We start from the raw sequence: 17,749 nt of genomic DNA, 5'->3' as shown, positions 1-17,749 counted from the left end.
ATGACTAACAATACCTATAAAATGTGTACTCGTTGTGTGATGGATACTACAGATCCTCAAATTACATTTGACGAGCAGGGTGTCTGCAATCATTGCCATGAATTTGATAATGTAACCAGTAAGCGTTGGTTTCCGAACGAAGATGGAAAACGGCAGCTTGAGCAGATATTCAGTAAAATTAAAAACGAGCGTAAAAACTTCGAGTATGACTGCATTCTTGGTTTAAGTGGTGGACTTGACAGTTCGTACCTTGCGTTGGTCATGAAAGAATATGCTATGCGTCCTTTGGTTGTTCATGTTGATGCAGGCTGGAACAGTGAGCTGGCAGTATATAATATTGAGAAAATCGTCAAATATTGCGGCTATGATCTGCATACTCATGTGATGAACTGGCCCGAAGTCCGTGATTTGCAATTAGCTTACCTTAAAGCGGGAGTTGCGAATCAAGATGTTGTCCAAGATCATGCTTTTTTTGCATCGCTTTATCACTTCGCAGTCGATAACAAAATTGATTATGTTATTAGTGGTGGCAATTTAGCGACCGAATGTGTGTTCCCACAAAGTTGGCATCATGCAGCTATGGATGCAATTAATCTAAAGGCTATCCATAAGAAATTCGGAAAGTTACCATTAAAAGATTATAAGGTAATCAGCTTTTTGCAGTATTACTTATATTACCCTTTTATAAAAAAGATGAAATCAGTGCGACCACTGAATTATATGCCCTACACAAAAGAAATAGCACTAGCGGAATTACAAGAGAAAGTCGGTTACAAGCCCTATGGTCGTAAACATGGTGAGTCACGCTTCACCAAGTTCTTCCAGAATCATTATTTGCCGACGAAATTTAATATGGATAAGCGTAAACTACATTTATCAAGTATGGTGTTATCTGGCTTAATGTCGCGAGAGCAGGCATTGGAAGAATTATCTAAGCCGCTTTATGATGAAAATGAGTTACGTGAAGATAAGCATTATATTGCTAAGAAGCTAGGCATTACTGTTGAACAGCTTGATGAATATGTTATTTCTCCAGGCCATGATTACTCAGAATACCCAAATTGGGATTCCCGTTATGCATTTATGAAGAAAGTTCAGTCTTTTGTATCCAAGGTCTTAGGTCGTAATGTCAAAAACTACTCGTAAAATCGCCCACCTAACCTCTGTCCACCTTCGCTATGACACCCGTATTTTCCTAAAGGAATGTACAACCCTTGCTAAAAATGGATACTCGGTATCACTGATCGTAGCAGACGGTAAGGGAGATGAAACCAAAAACGATGTGTCTATCTATGATGTGGGTTCATCCAAAGGTCGTTTGGATCGTATTCGTAATGCACCTGGTCGTGTGTTGACAAAAGCTTTGGACTTGGATGCAGATATCTACCATCTGCATGATCCTGAATTAATCCCCATTGGTTTGAAACTCAAAAAGCACGGCAAGGTGGTGATTTTTGATGCCCATGAAGATGTACCCAAGCAGTTGTTGGGTAAACCCTATCTAAATAAGCCTGCCAAGTGGTTGCTGTCTAAAACCTTTGCTATTTATGAGCATTGGGCCTGTCGTCAGTTGGATGCCGTTATTGCAGCGACCCCTTATATTCGTGATAAGTTTATTGCAATGGGGGTGCGTTCTGTGGATATCAACAACTATCCACTATTAGATGAGTTCTCAACTGATGAGGTAGATTGGTCGCAGAAAAAAGCACAGGTCGGCTATGTGGGCGGCTTAGGGCGAATTCGTGGTATTCACGAGATGGTTCAAGCGATGGCATTGGTTGAATCTGATGTCCGCTTTGCGATGGGGGGGAGCTTCTCGGAAGCCAGCTTTGAACAGGCAGTGAAAGCCGAAGCGGGGTGGGTCAAAACTGATCACCTTGGTTGGTTGGATCGTACAGGGGTTAAACGAGTGTTGAATGACTCCGTTGCCGGTCTGGTTACTTTGCATCCGGTGATTAACTATCTCGACTCTTTGCCTGTCAAAATGTTCGAGTATATGGCAACGGGCTTACCGGTTATTGCTTCGAACTTTCCTCTCTGGAAAGAAATTATTGAAGGCAACCAGTGTGGGCTGTGTGTTGATCCACTGGCTCCTCAAACGATAGCAGAAGCGATTGACTACCTAGTTACTCATCCCATTGAGGCCGAACAAATGGGACGTAATGGCCAGAAAGCGGTGCAGGAAAAGTACAACTGGGGTATCGAAGAGCAAAAACTACTTAATTTCTATAAATCCATATAAGTGACAAAGATGCAAAGAATTCTTACCATCATAGGCGCACGCCCACAGTTTATTAAAGCTGGCGTTGTATCGCGCGCTATTCAGCAAACCTATGGTATTGAAGAGATTATGCTGCATACTGGCCAGCATTTTGATACCAATATGTCGGATATTTTTTTCAACCAACTTAATATTCCACAGCCGCATATTCAGTTAGATATTCACGGTGGTAGCCACGGTGACATGACCGGGCGTATGCTGAAAGAAATTGAACAGGCCTTGTTAACCCATAAGCCAGATCGTGTCTTGGTGTATGGAGATACCAACTCAACACTTGCTGGCGCGCTTGCGGCAGCAAAACTGCATATACCTGTGGCGCACATTGAAGCAGGCTTGCGCAGCTTTAATATGCAAATGCCGGAAGAGATTAATCGTATCCTCACCGATCAAGTGAGTGACTTACTCTTTTGCCCAACGGACACGGCAGTGCAAAATCTGAATAACGAAGGCTTTGCAAACAAGCAGGTACAGGTATTGAAAGTTGGCGACGTAATGCAGGATGCTGCGCTCTTATTTGCCAAAAAAGCGGTTGCACCAGCAGGTGAGCTGCCAGATGAGTTTATTTTGGCTACGTTACATCGTGCTGAAAACACAGATAGCCCCGAGCGCTTGGCGAATATTGTGAATGCACTGAATCAACTTCATCAGACTTTAGCACCTGTTGTACTCCCTTTACACCCACGGACACGTAAACTGATCGCCGAACAAGGTCTTGAGTTGAACGTTCATTTGACTGATCCCGTCGGTTATTTTGAGATGGTCTGGCTACTAGATCACTGCCAGTTGGTACTGACAGATAGCGGCGGTGTGCAGAAAGAAGCGTTTTTCTTTGGTAAGGCTTGTGTCACGATGCGTGACCAAACCGAATGGGTAGAGCTGATAAAAGCGAGAGCCAATGAGTTAGTTGGTGCTGACACTACAAAGATTATTGAAACCGCGACTCGTAATCTTGGACGGAAAATCCAAGATACACATAATATGTATGGTGGCGGGAAAGCTGCGCAGCAGATTGTGGATGTTATCCTGAAGGCTAGTATATGAGTAAAACAGTTTGGATAGTTCACCAGTACGCGTCTACGCCAGAAACGGGCATGGGGGGGCGTCATTATTACTTGGGGCGTGAACTAGCAAAGCAGGGGTATAAGGTATATTTGATTGCCTCTGCTTCACACCATCTGTTACGTGAAAAGCCAGTTTTAAATCAGCCATTTAAAATAGAAACGCTGGAAGAGGGTTTCTATTTTGTGTGGGTTAATATGCCTGATTATACAGAAGCACACAGCAAGCAACGTGCTTTTAATTGGTTTTTATTCCCTTGGCAGATTCAAAAGTTGGCACGAAAAATTGCTGATAAGCCGGATGCTATTTTATCTTCTTCTCCCTCACTTATTGCTTTTTTAGGCGCTCAACGACTGGCTAAAAAATTCAAAGCCCGTTTGGTTTTTGAGGTGCGCGATATCTGGCCGTTGACCTTGACTGAAATTGGTGGTTATTCACCTAAGCATCCTTTTATTCGTTTGATGCAGTGGGTGGAAGATAAAGCCTATCGTGACTCTGATGCGGTTGTATCTAATCTTAAAAATTCTGTTGAACATATGGCTGGCCGTGGTATGGCGCGTGATAAATTCAGTTGGGTGCCTAATGGGTTCTCTTTAGATGAAGTGAATCAAAAAATCCCACTCAATCATACTGTTGCCGCTCAGCTTCCAAAAAATAAATTTATCATTGGCTATACAGGAACGCTGGGCGTGGCTAACGCGTTGCAAACGCTAATTGAAGCAGCTGAGCGATTGCAGGAATATACTGAGATTGCCTTCGTGTTAGTGGGTGCGGGAAAAGAGAAAGCAGCTCTCCAGTCTTTGGTTGCAAAGAAACAATTGCGTAATATATTATTTATTGACCCCATTCCAAAAGTTGAAATTCAGTCTATTTTGAGCGAGTTTGATGCTTGTTACATCGGACTTACAAAAGACCCATTATTCAGATTTGGTGTCTCACCTAACAAACTATTTGATTACCTTTATTCAGGTAAGCCGATTGTTTACGGTATTGAGTCTGGTGAGTATAAGCCAATCGAAGAAGCTAAGGCGGGGCTGCAAGTCCCGGCCCAAGCCCCAGATAAACTGGCTGATGCTGTCTTAAATCTTTATCAGATGCCAGCAGAGGAAAGGTTGGCTATGGGTGAAAATGGCCGTAAGGCTGCACTTAATCAGTATGAGTATGGGCAACTGGCTAATCAATTGATAAAAGTGTTGTTTCACTAAGTGCCTTCTGACAAGGTAATCTCATGAACATCCTTGACTTTAAAGGTACATGCTTTCAGAGAAAAATCATCAACATGCCTATGTTTAAAGAGTGAATTCCATAGATTTGTTGTTCTGTTGGATAACGTTATCACACAACAAACAATTAACCGATGAGCATTTTCAGATTTTTCTAATATCTCCATAGACAAAATGAGGGTTAAACGATGAGTAACCTACACCCATTTATGCATTTTGACGTCATACCGGATTACCTTTAATACCAAGTTTGAAGTGAAACGACATTGACAGCGATTGTTAAACATAAAAGGGTGATGTCCAGAGTGCCTTTTGAAGGTGTTGGGAAGCCTTTATTTACGAGAATGTTCATGATTTTTACGTATAGTTCTGAATTTTATAGGTAGATAATGAAAAGGGTATTTGATTTCCTGATTTCACTCGCGGCGCTCATTGTTTTATCCCCAATCACTGTGCTCGTTGCTTGGAAAATACGTTTAAATCTTGGCTCCCCAGTGCTTTTTCGCCAAATCAGGCCAGGTTTAAATGGTCAGCCTTTTGAGATGGTCAAGTTTCGGACTATGAAAGATGCTGTGGATGCCAATGGTAACCCGTTGCCGGATTCCGAGCGTATGACTCCATTTGGCGATAAACTGCGACACTCAAGCCTTGATGAGCTCCCTGAGCTATGGAACGTACTCAAAGGCGAAATGAGCCTAGTTGGGCCCCGCCCACTGTTGATGCAATATTTGCCGCTTTACAGCAAAGAACAAGCTCGTCGCCATGAGGTGCGCCCCGGAGTTACTGGTTGGGCACAGATCAATGGCCGCAATACCCTGAGTTGGGAAGATAAATTCAAACTGGATGTGTGGTATGTGGATAATCACTCATTTTGGTTAGACATTAGAATCTTGCTACTAACGGTCAAAAAAGTGTTTGTTAAAGAGGGGATTTCGGCTGATGGTCACGCCACCATGATGCCTTTTACTGGTAATCAGACAAAGCAGGATTTTCGTGATGATTAAATGTGCCATTTTAGGGGCGAGTGGTCATGGCAAGGTGATTGCTGAAATGGCTGAACTCAATGGTTTTAATCACATAACTTTTTTTGATGATCGCTTTCCTGCATTAACCCAGATGGCACATTGGCCAGTTAGGGGGGGCTCTGTTGATTTAGTGACATCGGTATTGGATTTTGATTTAGTTGTTGTGGCAATTGGCAACAATGCGATTAGATTGAAAAAGTTGCTGTGGTTACAGCAAGCAGGTGCAAAGCTCAAACCATTGGTGCACCCCAAGGCGACGGTGAGTCGTTACGCCCATCTTGGTGATGGCACTGTTGTGATGGCTAATGCAGTTATCAATGCGTTTGCGTCAGTCGGTATTGGTGGCATTATTAATACCAACGCGAGTGTTGACCATGATTGTCTGTTGGCTGCTGGTGTTCACATCAGTCCTGGTGCAAATTTAGCTGGTGGGGTCAGTGTTGGCGAGCAGAGTTGGATTGGAATTGGTTCACAAATTAAGCAAATGACCTGTATCGGTAATCAAGTTACGGTAGGTGCTGGTGCGACTGTAATCCGTGATGTCCCTGATTTTCAGACCGTTATTGGTACACCAGCCATGGCAATTTAACATCAAATCTTTTCTCAAGTTGTGTTGTAAGGAAAACATCGTGCTGAATACTGCTTTTTCCCCTTGGCCTTCTTTTACCCAAGAAGAGGCTGATGCTGTTAGTCAGGTGATTTTGTCTAATAAAGTTAACTATTGGACGGGTACGGAGTGTCGCGACTTCGAAAGAGAATTTGCGGCGTGGGTGGATACTGATTATGCGATTGCGCTTGCAAATGGCACCTTAGCTTTAGATGTTGCCCTTAAGGCATTGGGGGTCGGTGCTGGGGATGATGTTATTGTTACCCCGCGGACCTTTTTGGCCTCGGCTTCCGCAATTGTGACTGCCGGAGCCAATCCTGTTTTTGCTGATGTTGATCTTAACAGTCAAAACATTACTGCTGAGTCGATTGCCAATGCGCTTACTCCAAATACCAAGGCCGTGATTGTCGTGCATCTGGCGGGTATGCCTGCGGATATGGATCCGATCATGGCGCTGGCTGCAGAGCATGGCTTTTATGTGATTGAGGATTGTGCTCAAGCCCACGGAGCTAAGTACAAAGGCCGCAGTGTTGGCTCGATTGGCCATGTTGGTGCTTGGAGCTTCTGTCAGGATAAAATCATGACCACTGGCGGTGAGGGTGGCATGGTGACGACTAGTGATAAGGCTCTGTGGCAAACGATGTGGTCTTATAAAGATCACGGAAAAAGTTACGATTCGGTTTATCATAAGCAACATGCGCCGGGTTTTCGCTGGGTACACGATAGTTTTGGCACTAATTGGCGCATGATGGAAATGCAGGCTGTGCTTGGTCGTATTCAACTTAAAAGAATGGCGGATTGGACAGCCAGACGTATCGCCAATGCTGCTCAGTTAGATGCTGTTGCGGCTAATTATCCGTTGCTAAGGTTGGTTGATGTACCGACTAATGTCATTCACGCAGAATATAAGCACTATTTCTTCGTCAATGATGGCTATTTGGCAGAAGGCTGGAGCCGCGATCGAATTATTGATGAAATAGTCGCACGTGGTGTACCCTGTTATCAGGGTAGTTGTTCAGAGGTGTACTTGGAAAAAGCTTTTGATAATACTCCATGGAGACCTCTGCATCGCTTGCCAAATGCAAAATTATTGGGAGAAACCAGTTTGATGATGTTGGTGCATCCTACCTTGAACGCCGATGAAATGTTGCGTAGTTGCCAAGCTCTGGCTGCTGTGCTGGCATTAGCAAGTCGTTAAATTTTTTATTGGCGATGTTGTCAAGTGTTAACATCGCCATTTACATAGCTCGGTGAATTTATGTTGACGACTTTTATTGGTATGCCACGTTTATATAAACGGATTATTAGTGTCTTCGTGGACTTAACATTGCTAACGTTGGCTTTTTGGGGCGGCTATTGGGTACGGCTGGATGCCAATCTTCCATTACAGAGCGCACAGCACTGGCAAATGCTGGTGTTGCTGCTGCCGATCACCATCGTTGTCTTTATACGGTTAGGACTGTACCGAGCAGTATTACGCTATGTCGGTTTCAAAGTGTTGTGGACGGTGTCACTTGGCGTCCTACTCTCCACAATGTCGTTGGTCATGCTAGCATTTTTTATGGAAGTTCCACTTCCTCGTACGGTATCGGTTATCTATTTTGCTTTTTCGGTGTTGCTGATCGGTGGTGTGCGGTTGTTTTTCCGGGCGCTGGTACAACGTAGTGGTCAGCAACGGGTGGCGGTGCTGATTTATGGTGCAGGGTCTTCCGGGCGGCAGCTGCAACTGGCGTTGAATCAAGGGCGAGAGTATCTGCCGGTGGCGTTTGTCGATGATGATCCTGCGTTGGTTAAAACAATGATCCAAGGGGTAAACGTTTACAGTAATGACGCCATCGAGGCGTTGATCGAGCGCTTTGATATTAAAAAGATCTTGTTGGCCATGCCTAGTGCTTCGCGTAGTGTCAGGCAAGCGGTTATCAATCGGCTGGAACAGTGCCCATGTGAGGTTCTCTCTATTCCTGGTATGGCAGATTTGGTTGAGGGGAATGCTCATATCGATGAGCTTAAAGAGGTCAGTATTGAGGATTTGTTGGGGCGTGATGCAGTTGCCCCGATCCCTGAACTAATCAATGCCAATATATCCAGCAAACGGGTAATGGTGACGGGAGCGGGCGGTTCTATCGGTTCTGAATTATGTCGTCAGATAATCCGTTGTAAACCTGCGCGGCTAGTGTTGTTTGAGCTTTCTGAATATGGACTATATGCCATTGATAAAGAGCTGCAAGAAATAAGTCAGCAAGAAGGGTTGCAGGTTGAGATAGTGCCATTGCTGGGGTCGGTGCAGCGGCAACATCGCTTGCAAGCTGTTATGAGTACCTTCCAAATCCAGACTATTTACCATGCCGCTGCTTACAAGCATGTCCCCCTGGTTGAATACAACGTGGTGGAGGGGGTGCGCAATAATGTGTTTGGCACACTTTATTGTGCACAGGCAGCTATCAGGGCCAAGGTTGAAACCTTTGTGCTGATTTCGACTGATAAGGCGGTGCGTCCCACTAACACCATGGGTACCACCAAACGATTGGCCGAACTGGTGCTGCAATCGTTGGCCGCTGCGCAGCAGCAAACCCGCTTTTGTATGGTGCGTTTTGGTAATGTTCTGGGCTCGTCAGGTTCTGTTGTACCACTGTTTCGTAAGCAGATCCGCGATGGTGGCCCTTTGACTTTGACCCACCCAGACATCATTCGTTATTTCATGACCATTCCTGAAGCGTCACAGCTGGTGATCCAGGCTGGTGCCATGGGGCAGGGAGGTGATGTGTTTGTGTTGGACATGGGAGAGCCGGTCAAGATCATTGATTTGGCGCACCGGATGATCCGTTTGAGTGGCCTGAAGCTCAAGAGCGACAAATACCCCACAGGTGATATCGAGGTTAAGATCACCGGATTACGCCCCGGTGAGAAGCTGTTTGAAGAGTTACTAATTGGTGATCAGGTTGAGGGCACTGCCCATCCCCGAATTATGAAAGCCTCAGAGTCGATGTTGCCATGGGCACAACTGCGGGCGTTTTTGGCCGAGCTCGATAGCGCGTGTTTCCGCTTTGATTATGAGCAGATCCGTAGCCTGTTGTTAAGTATGCCAACCGGTTTTAATCCTACCGACGGGATCTGCGATCTGGTGTGGCAGGCAAAAAATACTTTGTCGCATGAACCGAACCTGAGTGTGGTTGAGGACATTGATTTTTTTAATTCAGAGAGTCATCAGCCGATGCATTAAGCAGCGGCCTTATAGCATGCAAGTGTTCGAATGAATGGCGGAGCAGACAGATGAACAGAAAAGCGACATGTCGATTATCAATGATGGTTAATGGCCGTGGGCATGTTCTGCTCCTGTTATGGACGATGATATATCAGGGGGCTCCTAATTACATGCCCTGTCAGTTGGCCTCCCATGGCTGAGATTCCCGCCTGGATATGTTGAAAATTCTCGTTACCGGTGGCGCAGGTTTTATCGGCTCTGCCGTGGTGCGCCATATCATCCGTGATACCCAGGATGCCGTTATCAATCTCGATAAGCTCACCTATGCTGGTAATCTGGAATCCTTGGCCGATGTATCGACAAGCGAGCGTTATGCGTTTGAGCAGGTGGATATTTGCAATCGCGCTGAGCTGGAGCGGGTGTTTGCCCTGCACCAGCCGGATGCCGTGATGCATCTGGCCGCCGAGAGTCATGTTGATCGCTCCATCACAGGCCCCGCCGACTTTATCGAGACCAATATCGTCGGCACCTATATGTTGCTGGAAGCGGCACGTGCCTATTGGAACGGTCTGGACGAGGTGCGCAAGGCTGCCTTCCGCTTCCACCATATCTCCACCGACGAGGTGTATGGGGATCTGCCCCATCCGGATGAAGTGGCCCCCAGTGTGGCACTGCCGCTTTTCACCGAAACTACCCCTTATGCCCCCAGCAGCCCCTATTCTGCCTCCAAGGCTTCAAGTGACCATCTGGTGCGCGCCTGGCGCCGTACTTACGGCCTGCCGACCATCGTCACCAACTGCTCCAACAACTACGGTCCTTATCACTTCCCCGAGAAGCTGATCCCGTTGGTGATCCTCAATGCGCTGGATGGCAAGCCACTGCCGGTGTACGGCACGGGTGACCAGATCCGTGACTGGCTCTATGTGGAAGATCACGCACGCGCGCTCTACAAGGTGGTGACCAAGGGCGTGGTCGGGGAAACCTATAACATCGGCGGTCATAACGAGAAGCAGAATCTGGAGGTGGTACACACCATCTGCGATCTGCTGGACGTGATGGTGCCGAAGGTGGGCTCTTATCGTGAGCAAATCACCTATGTGGCGGATCGCCCCGGCCACGATCGCCGCTATGCCATTGATGCGACCAAGATGAGTGCCGAGCTGGATTGGCAACCGCAAGAGACCTTTGAATCCGGTATTCGCAAAACCGTGCAGTGGTATCTGGATAACCAGCAGTGGGTGAATAACGTCAAGAGCGGCGCATATCAATCCTGGATTGAGCAGCACTATTATGCGATTGAAAAGAACGATGGGGAGCTTGCCTGATGCATATTCTGCTGTTTGGCAAAAACGGCCAGGTAGGCTGGGAGCTGCAACGCGCACTGGCGCCGCTCGGGCGTATCACTGCCGTTGATTTTGACTCCACCGACTATTGCGGTGATTTCAGCAATCCGGCAGGGGTTGCCGAAACGGTACGTCTGATCAAGCCGGACGTAATTGTCAACGCCGCAGCCCATACCGCAGTCGACAAGGCCGAAAGCGAGCGGGAGTTTGCCGAGCTGCTCAACGCGACCAGCGTGGCAGCGATAGCCAAAGAAGCGGAAGCATTGGGTGCCTGGCTGGTGCATTACTCCACCGACTATGTGTTCGATGGCAGCGGTGAGCGCCCCTGGGTGGAAACCGATGCAACCGCCCCGCTCAACGTCTATGGCGAAACCAAGCTGGCGGGTGAGCAAGGGGCCGCGCTTTGTTCCCGTCACCTGATCTTCCGCACCAGCTGGGTTTACGCCGCCCGTGGCGCCAACTTTGCCAAGACCATGTTGCGCTTTGGCAAAGAGCGTAGCGAGATGTCAGTGATCAATGACCAGTTCGGCGCTCCGACCGGTGCCGAGTTGCTGGCCGATTGCACTGCCCATGCTCTCCGCGTGGCGCAGCGCAAACCCGAGGTCGCAGGGCTGTACCATCTGATTGCCTCCGGTACCACCACCTGGTTTGACTACGCCCAATTGGTGTTTGCCAAAGCCAGAGAAGCCGGGGTTGAACTGGCTGTCACGCAACTCAATGCAGTGCCGACCAGCGCCTTCCCGACTCCGGCCAAACGCCCCCATAACTCCCGCCTTGATACCGGCAAATTCCAGCGCACCTTCGATCTGGTGCTGCCGGAGTGGACCGTCGGTGTGGAGCGGATGTTGACCGAGATCCTCGGCAAGTAAATTACTGGCCTGGGATGTAGTGACTGCCTCCCTGGCTGGCAGGGATAAAACGTAAAAGGTGTGGCCACAAGCCACCCTTTTCTTTTGCAATTTAAAAATAAGAAACAAGCATCATGACCAAACGTAAAGGCATTATTCTGGCCGGTGGCTCGGGCACCCGTCTCTATCCAGTCACCATGGCGGTGAGCAAGCAGCTGCTGCCCATCTATGACAAGCCTATGATCTACTACCCGCTCAGCACCCTGATGCTGGCGGGGATTCGCGATATTTTGATCATCAGCACGCCGCAAGATACTCCCCGCTTTGAGCAATTGCTCGGTGATGGCAGCCAGTGGGGTCTGAACTTGCAATACAAGGTACAGCCAAGTCCGGACGGGTTGGCACAAGCCTTTATTCTGGGTGAAGAGTTCATCGGGTCAGACCCCTGTGCATTGGTGCTGGGGGACAACATCTTCTACGGTCACGACTTGCAGAGGCAACTGGAGGCCGCAGCGGCCAAAGAGAGTGGCGCTACCGTCTTTGCCTACCATGTGCATGACCCCGAGCGTTATGGGGTGGTGGAATTTGATAAAGAGGGTACCGCTATCTCTCTGGAGGAGAAGCCACTGGAGCCAAAGAGCAACTATGCGGTCACCGGCCTCTATTTCTATGACAACAGTGTGGTGGAGATCGCCAAGAGCCTGAAGCCGTCCCTACGTGGGGAGCTGGAAATAACAGATCTCAGCAATCACTACCTTGCAACAGGGCAATTGACGGTCGCCATAATGGGGCGCGGCTATGCTTGGCTTGACACCGGCACTCACGAAGCCCTGATTGAAGCGAGTAACTTTATTCAAACTATCGAAAAGCGTCAGGGATTAAAGGTCGCGTGTCCAGAGGAGATCGCCTTACGCAAGGGATTTATCGATACCGATCAGTTGCGCGCACTTGCTATCCCGCTGGCAAAAAATGAATATGGTCAATACCTGCTTCGACTACTGGTCACGCAGCCTGATGGGGGGGGGGGGGCATAAGTGGAAGCTCTCAAGCTACTACCCTAGCAATCAAAAATCAGTAAGTGATCACTTGGTTCTTTTTTCGCATGGATTTATCAATGCAATATCGTACAACATCGCTGGCAGGAGTGATGATCCTTACGCCTACTACTTTTTCGGATCATCGCGGTCAATTTCGTGAGTGTTTTCGTCAAGATGAGTTTGAACAGTACTGTGGCCATTACCCACTGGTGCAAGACAATCTTAGTCGTTCAGTTGGGGGAACATTGCGTGGTTTGCATTACCAACGCAATCGACCACAGGGTAAATTGGTACAGGTTATCAGCGGGACTATTTTTGATGTGGCAGTAGATATTCGGCCAGCGTCGCCCACGTATGGACAATGGTTGGGTTGTCGATTAAATGCAGAACTTGGTGAGCTTGTATGGATCCCACCCGGGTGTGCGCACGGTTTTTATGTGCTAAGTGACTGCGCTGATGTTTTTTACAGATGCAGCGATTATTATCATCCTGGTGATGAAGCTGCTATTCGTTGGGATTGCCCTAATTTGGCGATAAAGTGGCCATTATCTGAGCAGTGGCCCTTATCGCTATCTGACAAAGATCACCAGGCCCCCTGTTTTGTTGGTGCCCCTTAATTGTGTCCCTGTTGTAATATTTTTAACATTGATAATTAAGAGAGAAGAGATGAGCGAAAAAACGCAGGTTATTCCTAACCAGTGGGTCCAAGCACCTGTATCAGATGAGATAGATCTACGAGAGCTGGTGTTGGAGCTGTGGCGCCACAAATTTTTGATACTATCGGTGACCTTGTTGTTTGCCGTCGCAGGTATTGGTTACGCCATGACCGCACGTCAGGTATGGACCAGTCAGGCTCTTATTTCGGAGCCCTCAGTTTCCCAAGTTGCTGCACTGCAGTTGGCTGTGGACAAAATACAAGCAATCATGTCCAGTAACAGTAATGATGTTCCTCCATCGGGGTCTGCTTTTTCATCGCTTGAGCAGCGAGCCATTTACCAGAGCTTTATTTCGGCTTTTAATAGCATGAATAATAAGCGAGAATTTTTAATGCAAGAGGGCATTTACGCAACAGAGATGGAGAGAGGGGGGATCTCAGATAAGCGTAGTGAACGTGCACTAATGAGTAAGTTAGCTGAGTCCATATCTGCTAAGGCTCAGGATAAAACAAGCCAAGATATGACATTAAGTTTTTCTGCTGAAACGCCTGAACTTGCTCTGCAGCGATTGGTGAAGTACATGGACTTTGTCCAGCAGCAGCAACTTAAACGCAAAAATGTAGAATTGCAATCTATATGGCAAAACAGAATAAAAGCTCTGACTGCACAATATGATAGTGTCAAAGCTGATACTCTGCTGAAAAGACAGGAGGAGCTTCAGCGGGTTGGATATAGTCTGCGTATTACTAAGGCTGCTGGTGTGGATGCGCCTCTTGAGAAATTTGATAGCCATGAGATTTTTAACATTCAGTTAGGTACGAAAGGCTTAGCTGAAAAACTGAACATATTGAATGAGATTAAAGATCCTGAACTGCTTAACCCGGACTTAGGAAGGATTCGTCTACAGTTAAGTAGTTTAAAAGCCTTGAATCTTCAAGATGCTGAGTTTACATCGTTTAACATGATCGATTCACCAGAAGAACCGTTTACTCGTGATAAACCCAAGCGTCCATTAATTGCTGTATTGGCCACTCTGCTTGGTGGCATGCTGGGTGTTGCTATCGTGCTAATACGCCATGCTTTTCGTCGGCCAGAAGTGGCGTAATGCTAGTGGTTGATTGAGTGGAGGGGGCAATAGGCTCCCTTTCTTTTTATCTATCTCTTCGGTGCCCTTTCAATGTTGGGTTGGCCTAAGGAGCAGGGCTGTGACGTTAACGAGAATCATGATGACTTTAAGCATGCTCTATTGGTTGTTGGGCATGCACTTCTTTATGCATAACCCAGGAGGTGCAGGGCTGTATCTGCCCTTTAACGCATGGGGATGGGTGTTTGCCTCGCTGGCTATTGGATTGGGATTGTGGCAAGTAACGTTACGCCAGCGTCTGTTCTTTTCCCCATTACAAGCGGGCTTATGGATAGGGGCACTCTTGCTACTGTTGCCGATGTTCTATCTAGGTTTTGCACTCAAGGATTATGCCATTCCCCGATTGCTAGGGCTTTTTGCTGGTCTGCTGTTTTTGTTTGGACTCTATCAATGGCGCTTTGATAAGTTGCTGCGTGATCGCTTGCTCTATCTCATCCTGATTGCGATCGCGATGGAGGCATTACTGGGTCTGGTGCAATTCTACCTCTTAACGCCAGGTAACTGGATTGGTTATGACACCAAAGCCAATCGCCCATACGGGATCTTTCAACAGCCAAACGTGATGGCGACGTTTATGGCAACTGGCCTTGCCCTTGCTATCTGGCTGGAATTACGCCGAGAGGGTGGTCGGTTGCTGATGGCGTTGCGTTATGGCGTCATTCTATCTGCAGCACTGCTGCTCGTTGTTTTGCAATCTAGAGTAGGGCAGTTAGGCGGTCTGCTAGCTCTGATTTTACTGATGCCTCAGCTTTATCGACAGCGGTTGCTATGGCGGATATTGGGTCTGGTTATTTTGGCTGTAGCGATTGGCCTGTTGTCACAATATTGGCTGGCTGGAGCAAAACGCGGATTAGAGATCTATCAGTCCGGTGGTATGCGCTCTATTTACTGGCCTTACGCGGCAAAATTGATTGCACAGGCTCCCTGGAGTGGATGGGGATACGGCAGTTTTGAATCTGTTTTTCTTCATCACTACATGGCTGATAAAGCACTGAATCCGTCCATGGTGCAGATTGAGTACAATCTTGACCACCCCCACAACGAGTTTCTCTATTGGGCGGTTGAGGGCGGTATTGCCTCCATGGTCGGTATGGTGATCATGGGAGGTGCATTATTATGGCGTCTGGCGAGTGTGCGCAGGGTACATGCTATGGGGCTGCTTGCCTTGGTTACCCCGATATTGCTTCATACCCAGACGGAATACCCTCTCTACCATGCGATCGTGTTATGGTGGCTGTTGCTGACGCTGATCTATATCATCGATACCGAGATTGAGGAGACCAACCTGGCGAGTCAGGGTTTCTCATCATGGTGGGATATGGAGTGCCGCCCATGGCTGTTACTGCGATTTATGGCGATCGCTATCCCGCTGCTGGTCGTTCCCTTTATGCTCACAGCAATTCATACCGCATGGGTAGTCACCAAATATGAACGGGGTGGGTATAAAGAGCCGACCTTGCTACTTGATATCGTCAATCCCATGGCTTGGTTGACCCGAGTCGAGTTTGATGTGAACTCAGTTCGTCTGATGGTGGGCTTGCAGACAAATAACAAGACCGAACTGGAAGCTTATCTGGAGTGGGGGCAGGCATTCGTACGCCATACACCGCGTGCCAACATATACGCCAATATGGTGATCGCGCTTAATGCATTGGGTCGTACAGAGGAAGCCAATGCGATGCGGGCAGAAGCACTTAAGCTCTATCCAACCGAGCCCCTTTTAACTGGGTCTGCTTCACAGGCAGTGATTACCGGTGTTGATCAATCAGGCAAGAATATAACCAAAAATAAATAGTGCTATTTGGCTACATAGAAAGCCAGCCCTTAAAAACGGCTGGCTTTTTTATTGTTTACCTTCTGGACTGCCAGTATCCGAACAGTCTGTTTTCAGACGCACACGTCTGTCAAACGGGCTATGAAAAGCATATTTGAAATGTCATTCGCTGTTCTCAAGCAATTGATTAATATGAAATTTTATTGGTGGTGCCGAATGGGTTGATAGTCAGTTGGGATATCCCCTTATCATCGGGGGACGGGACAGGTTCTAGACGTGTGCATTGCTAAACAGATAGGCATAGTCTTGTCACATGATGTTGAACGTATGGTAGAAATGTTCGCTCAGGCTTATAAGTCAGGTTACCGAGTTAGTTTTGTTGGATGCTGAACAGGAAATTAATGAGTCTTGAAATACCGATGTTTCTTGAACACAAGATGGCAATCACCTCTCTACCCAGAAGATCTGCATTCCAGCCAGTTTGTTATTGATAGTGGCAAGCATTCGATCATTATGGTGAAATTTAAGAAAAAAAGAACGTTAATATAGAAAAACTGTATGTTCTCGAGAATTGTCCATGCTATTCTGAAACAGTTATCCCTGTAACCGACTTTTTTGTGAGGAAATAATGAACGAGTTTCTGAAAGTTCTGCTGAACATTCGCAGTCTGCGTGCGGCTATTCGTGAGCTGCCGTTTGAGCAACTGCTGGAAGCTAAAGAGAAGTTTGACTTGGTTTACCAAGAGCGCGCCGATTCTGTTGAACAGGAGCGTGCTGAACAGGAAGAGCGTCAGCGCAAGCTGAATGAATTCACCGAAATGCTGCAGCAGGCTGGTATTGATCCTCGCGAGCTACTGGCGACTGCCGCTGCTCCGGCTGCTGCGACTGGCGCTGCCAAGAGCAAGCGTGCTCCGCGTCCGGCTAAATACAAGTACGAAGAAGATGGCCAGGAAAAAACCTGGACCGGTCAAGGCCGTATGCCGAAAGCCATTGCTGCTCAAGTAGCACTGGGTAAAGACCTGAACGATTTCCTGATCTAATTCGTCAGGTTCAGAGATTGAATAATGCCGCCCTTGGGCGGCATTATTTTTTGCCTTTTCACTCGTGGTTATCCAATCCGCCTCTCCATCCAACTGTTATCAACATCCTCGCTTGTATCCTTTTTACCGTCGTTTCACAGCACTGTTACTTTGCTCAATATCACTCATTGTTTGCGATTAATTTTGTCGTGCAGGATTAACTGCGTGATATCGCTTTTTGTATGCGTCGTGCAGATATGCGCTTCGGATATGTCTCTCATGATTCACGGGGCGCCGCTTGGCAAGAGCCGAGCTCTCTGCTGATGGAATATCCGGTAACCGTTATCTCCGATCAGGGTGCGTGAGGGATAGAGAGAGTCGCAAAGTATGGCCGGGATATTCAGGGTCGCCGATGCATGTAATTGGCTGCGCTGCCATGACTGCCCCTGATAATGGGTAATGAAGTTCGGCTGCAGTGTGGGAGAGGAAATTCTGTATGGTCTATGGCGATGATATTCCCCACTCTACAGGC

15 protein-coding genes are annotated in these 17,749 nt (G+C 47.5%); all 15 read left to right on the top strand.

The window, feature by feature from the left end:
• The 15 genes from ACB040_RS12830 to ACB040_RS12760 all read left to right on the top strand — a co-directional run bounded on the left by ACB040_RS12830 (position 1) and on the right by ACB040_RS12760 (position 17,238).
• Positions 1-1,146: an N-acetyl sugar amidotransferase gene (locus tag ACB040_RS12830; protein WP_371155041.1), complete on the top strand. Its 1,146-nt coding sequence runs from the start codon at positions 1-3 to the stop codon at positions 1,144-1,146.
• Positions 1,127-2,242: a glycosyltransferase family 4 protein gene (locus tag ACB040_RS12825; RefSeq protein WP_371155039.1), complete on the top strand. Its 1,116-nt coding sequence runs from the start codon at positions 1,127-1,129 to the stop codon at positions 2,240-2,242. Before ACB040_RS12830 ends, ACB040_RS12825 begins: the two co-directional genes overlap by 20 nt.
• 9 nt (positions 2,243-2,251) lie before the next feature.
• Positions 2,252-3,322 (top strand): non-hydrolyzing UDP-N-acetylglucosamine 2-epimerase, encoded by a 1,071-nt coding sequence (gene wecB, locus ACB040_RS12820; RefSeq protein WP_371155037.1) that lies wholly within the window; start codon positions 2,252-2,254, stop codon positions 3,320-3,322.
• Entirely contained in the window at positions 3,319-4,545 is a 1,227-nt protein-coding gene (locus ACB040_RS12815) for a glycosyltransferase family 4 protein (RefSeq protein WP_371155035.1), read from the top strand. Before wecB ends, ACB040_RS12815 begins: the two co-directional genes overlap by 4 nt.
• A 407-nt stretch (positions 4,546-4,952) precedes the next feature.
• Positions 4,953-5,567: a sugar transferase gene (locus ACB040_RS12810; protein ID WP_335820663.1), complete on the top strand. Its 615-nt coding sequence runs from the start codon at positions 4,953-4,955 to the stop codon at positions 5,565-5,567.
• Positions 5,560-6,177 carry an acetyltransferase gene (locus ACB040_RS12805; RefSeq protein WP_338774341.1) on the top strand — a complete coding sequence of 206 codons (618 nt, stop codon included), beginning with the start codon at positions 5,560-5,562 and terminating at the stop codon, positions 6,175-6,177. The genes ACB040_RS12810 and ACB040_RS12805 overlap by 8 nt, the downstream gene beginning before the upstream one ends.
• Positions 6,178-6,217: 40 nt before the next feature.
• Complete coding sequence (locus ACB040_RS12800) at positions 6,218-7,393, top strand: DegT/DnrJ/EryC1/StrS aminotransferase family protein (RefSeq protein WP_338774342.1); 1,176 nt, start codon at positions 6,218-6,220, stop codon at positions 7,391-7,393.
• Between the two features lie 60 nt (positions 7,394-7,453).
• A complete protein-coding gene (locus ACB040_RS12795; RefSeq protein ID WP_338774343.1) occupies positions 7,454-9,415 on the top strand; it encodes a nucleoside-diphosphate sugar epimerase/dehydratase in 1,962 nt (653 codons plus the stop codon).
• Positions 9,416-9,615: 200 nt separating this feature from the next.
• The gene (gene rfbB / locus ACB040_RS12790; protein WP_259588932.1) at positions 9,616-10,722 is read left to right on the top strand and encodes a dTDP-glucose 4,6-dehydratase; all 1,107 of its coding nucleotides are present in this window, start codon (positions 9,616-9,618) and stop codon (positions 10,720-10,722) included.
• A complete protein-coding gene (gene rfbD, locus ACB040_RS12785; RefSeq protein ID WP_259583728.1) occupies positions 10,722-11,609 on the top strand; it encodes a dTDP-4-dehydrorhamnose reductase in 888 nt (295 codons plus the stop codon). Before rfbB ends, rfbD begins: the two co-directional genes overlap by 1 nt.
• Before the next feature lie 113 nt (positions 11,610-11,722).
• Positions 11,723-12,622: a glucose-1-phosphate thymidylyltransferase RfbA gene (gene rfbA / locus ACB040_RS12780; protein ID WP_371155031.1), complete on the top strand. Its 900-nt coding sequence runs from the start codon at positions 11,723-11,725 to the stop codon at positions 12,620-12,622.
• Between the two features lie 80 nt (positions 12,623-12,702).
• Positions 12,703-13,242, top strand: a complete 540-nt coding sequence (gene rfbC, locus ACB040_RS12775; RefSeq protein ID WP_259583726.1) for a dTDP-4-dehydrorhamnose 3,5-epimerase — start codon at positions 12,703-12,705, stop codon at positions 13,240-13,242.
• 49 nt (positions 13,243-13,291) lie between these two features.
• A complete protein-coding gene (locus tag ACB040_RS12770) occupies positions 13,292-14,386 on the top strand; it encodes an LPS O-antigen chain length determinant protein WzzB (RefSeq protein WP_259583725.1) in 1,095 nt (364 codons plus the stop codon).
• A 118-nt stretch (positions 14,387-14,504) separates the two neighbouring features.
• Complete coding sequence (locus ACB040_RS12765; RefSeq protein ID WP_371155029.1) at positions 14,505-16,220, top strand: Wzy polymerase domain-containing protein; 1,716 nt, start codon at positions 14,505-14,507, stop codon at positions 16,218-16,220.
• A gap of 607 nt (positions 16,221-16,827) precedes the next feature.
• Positions 16,828-17,238, top strand: coding sequence for an H-NS family nucleoid-associated regulatory protein (locus ACB040_RS12760; RefSeq protein WP_005344269.1), 411 nt, complete (start codon positions 16,828-16,830; stop codon positions 17,236-17,238).
• Positions 17,239-17,749 lie beyond the last annotated feature (511 nt).

The sequence above is a fragment of the Aeromonas sp. S11(2024) genome, assembly GCF_041402345.1.
Lineage (GTDB): Bacteria > Pseudomonadota > Gammaproteobacteria > Enterobacterales > Aeromonadaceae > Aeromonas > Aeromonas veronii.
This window is presented reverse-complemented; position numbering and strand designations above follow the sequence as displayed.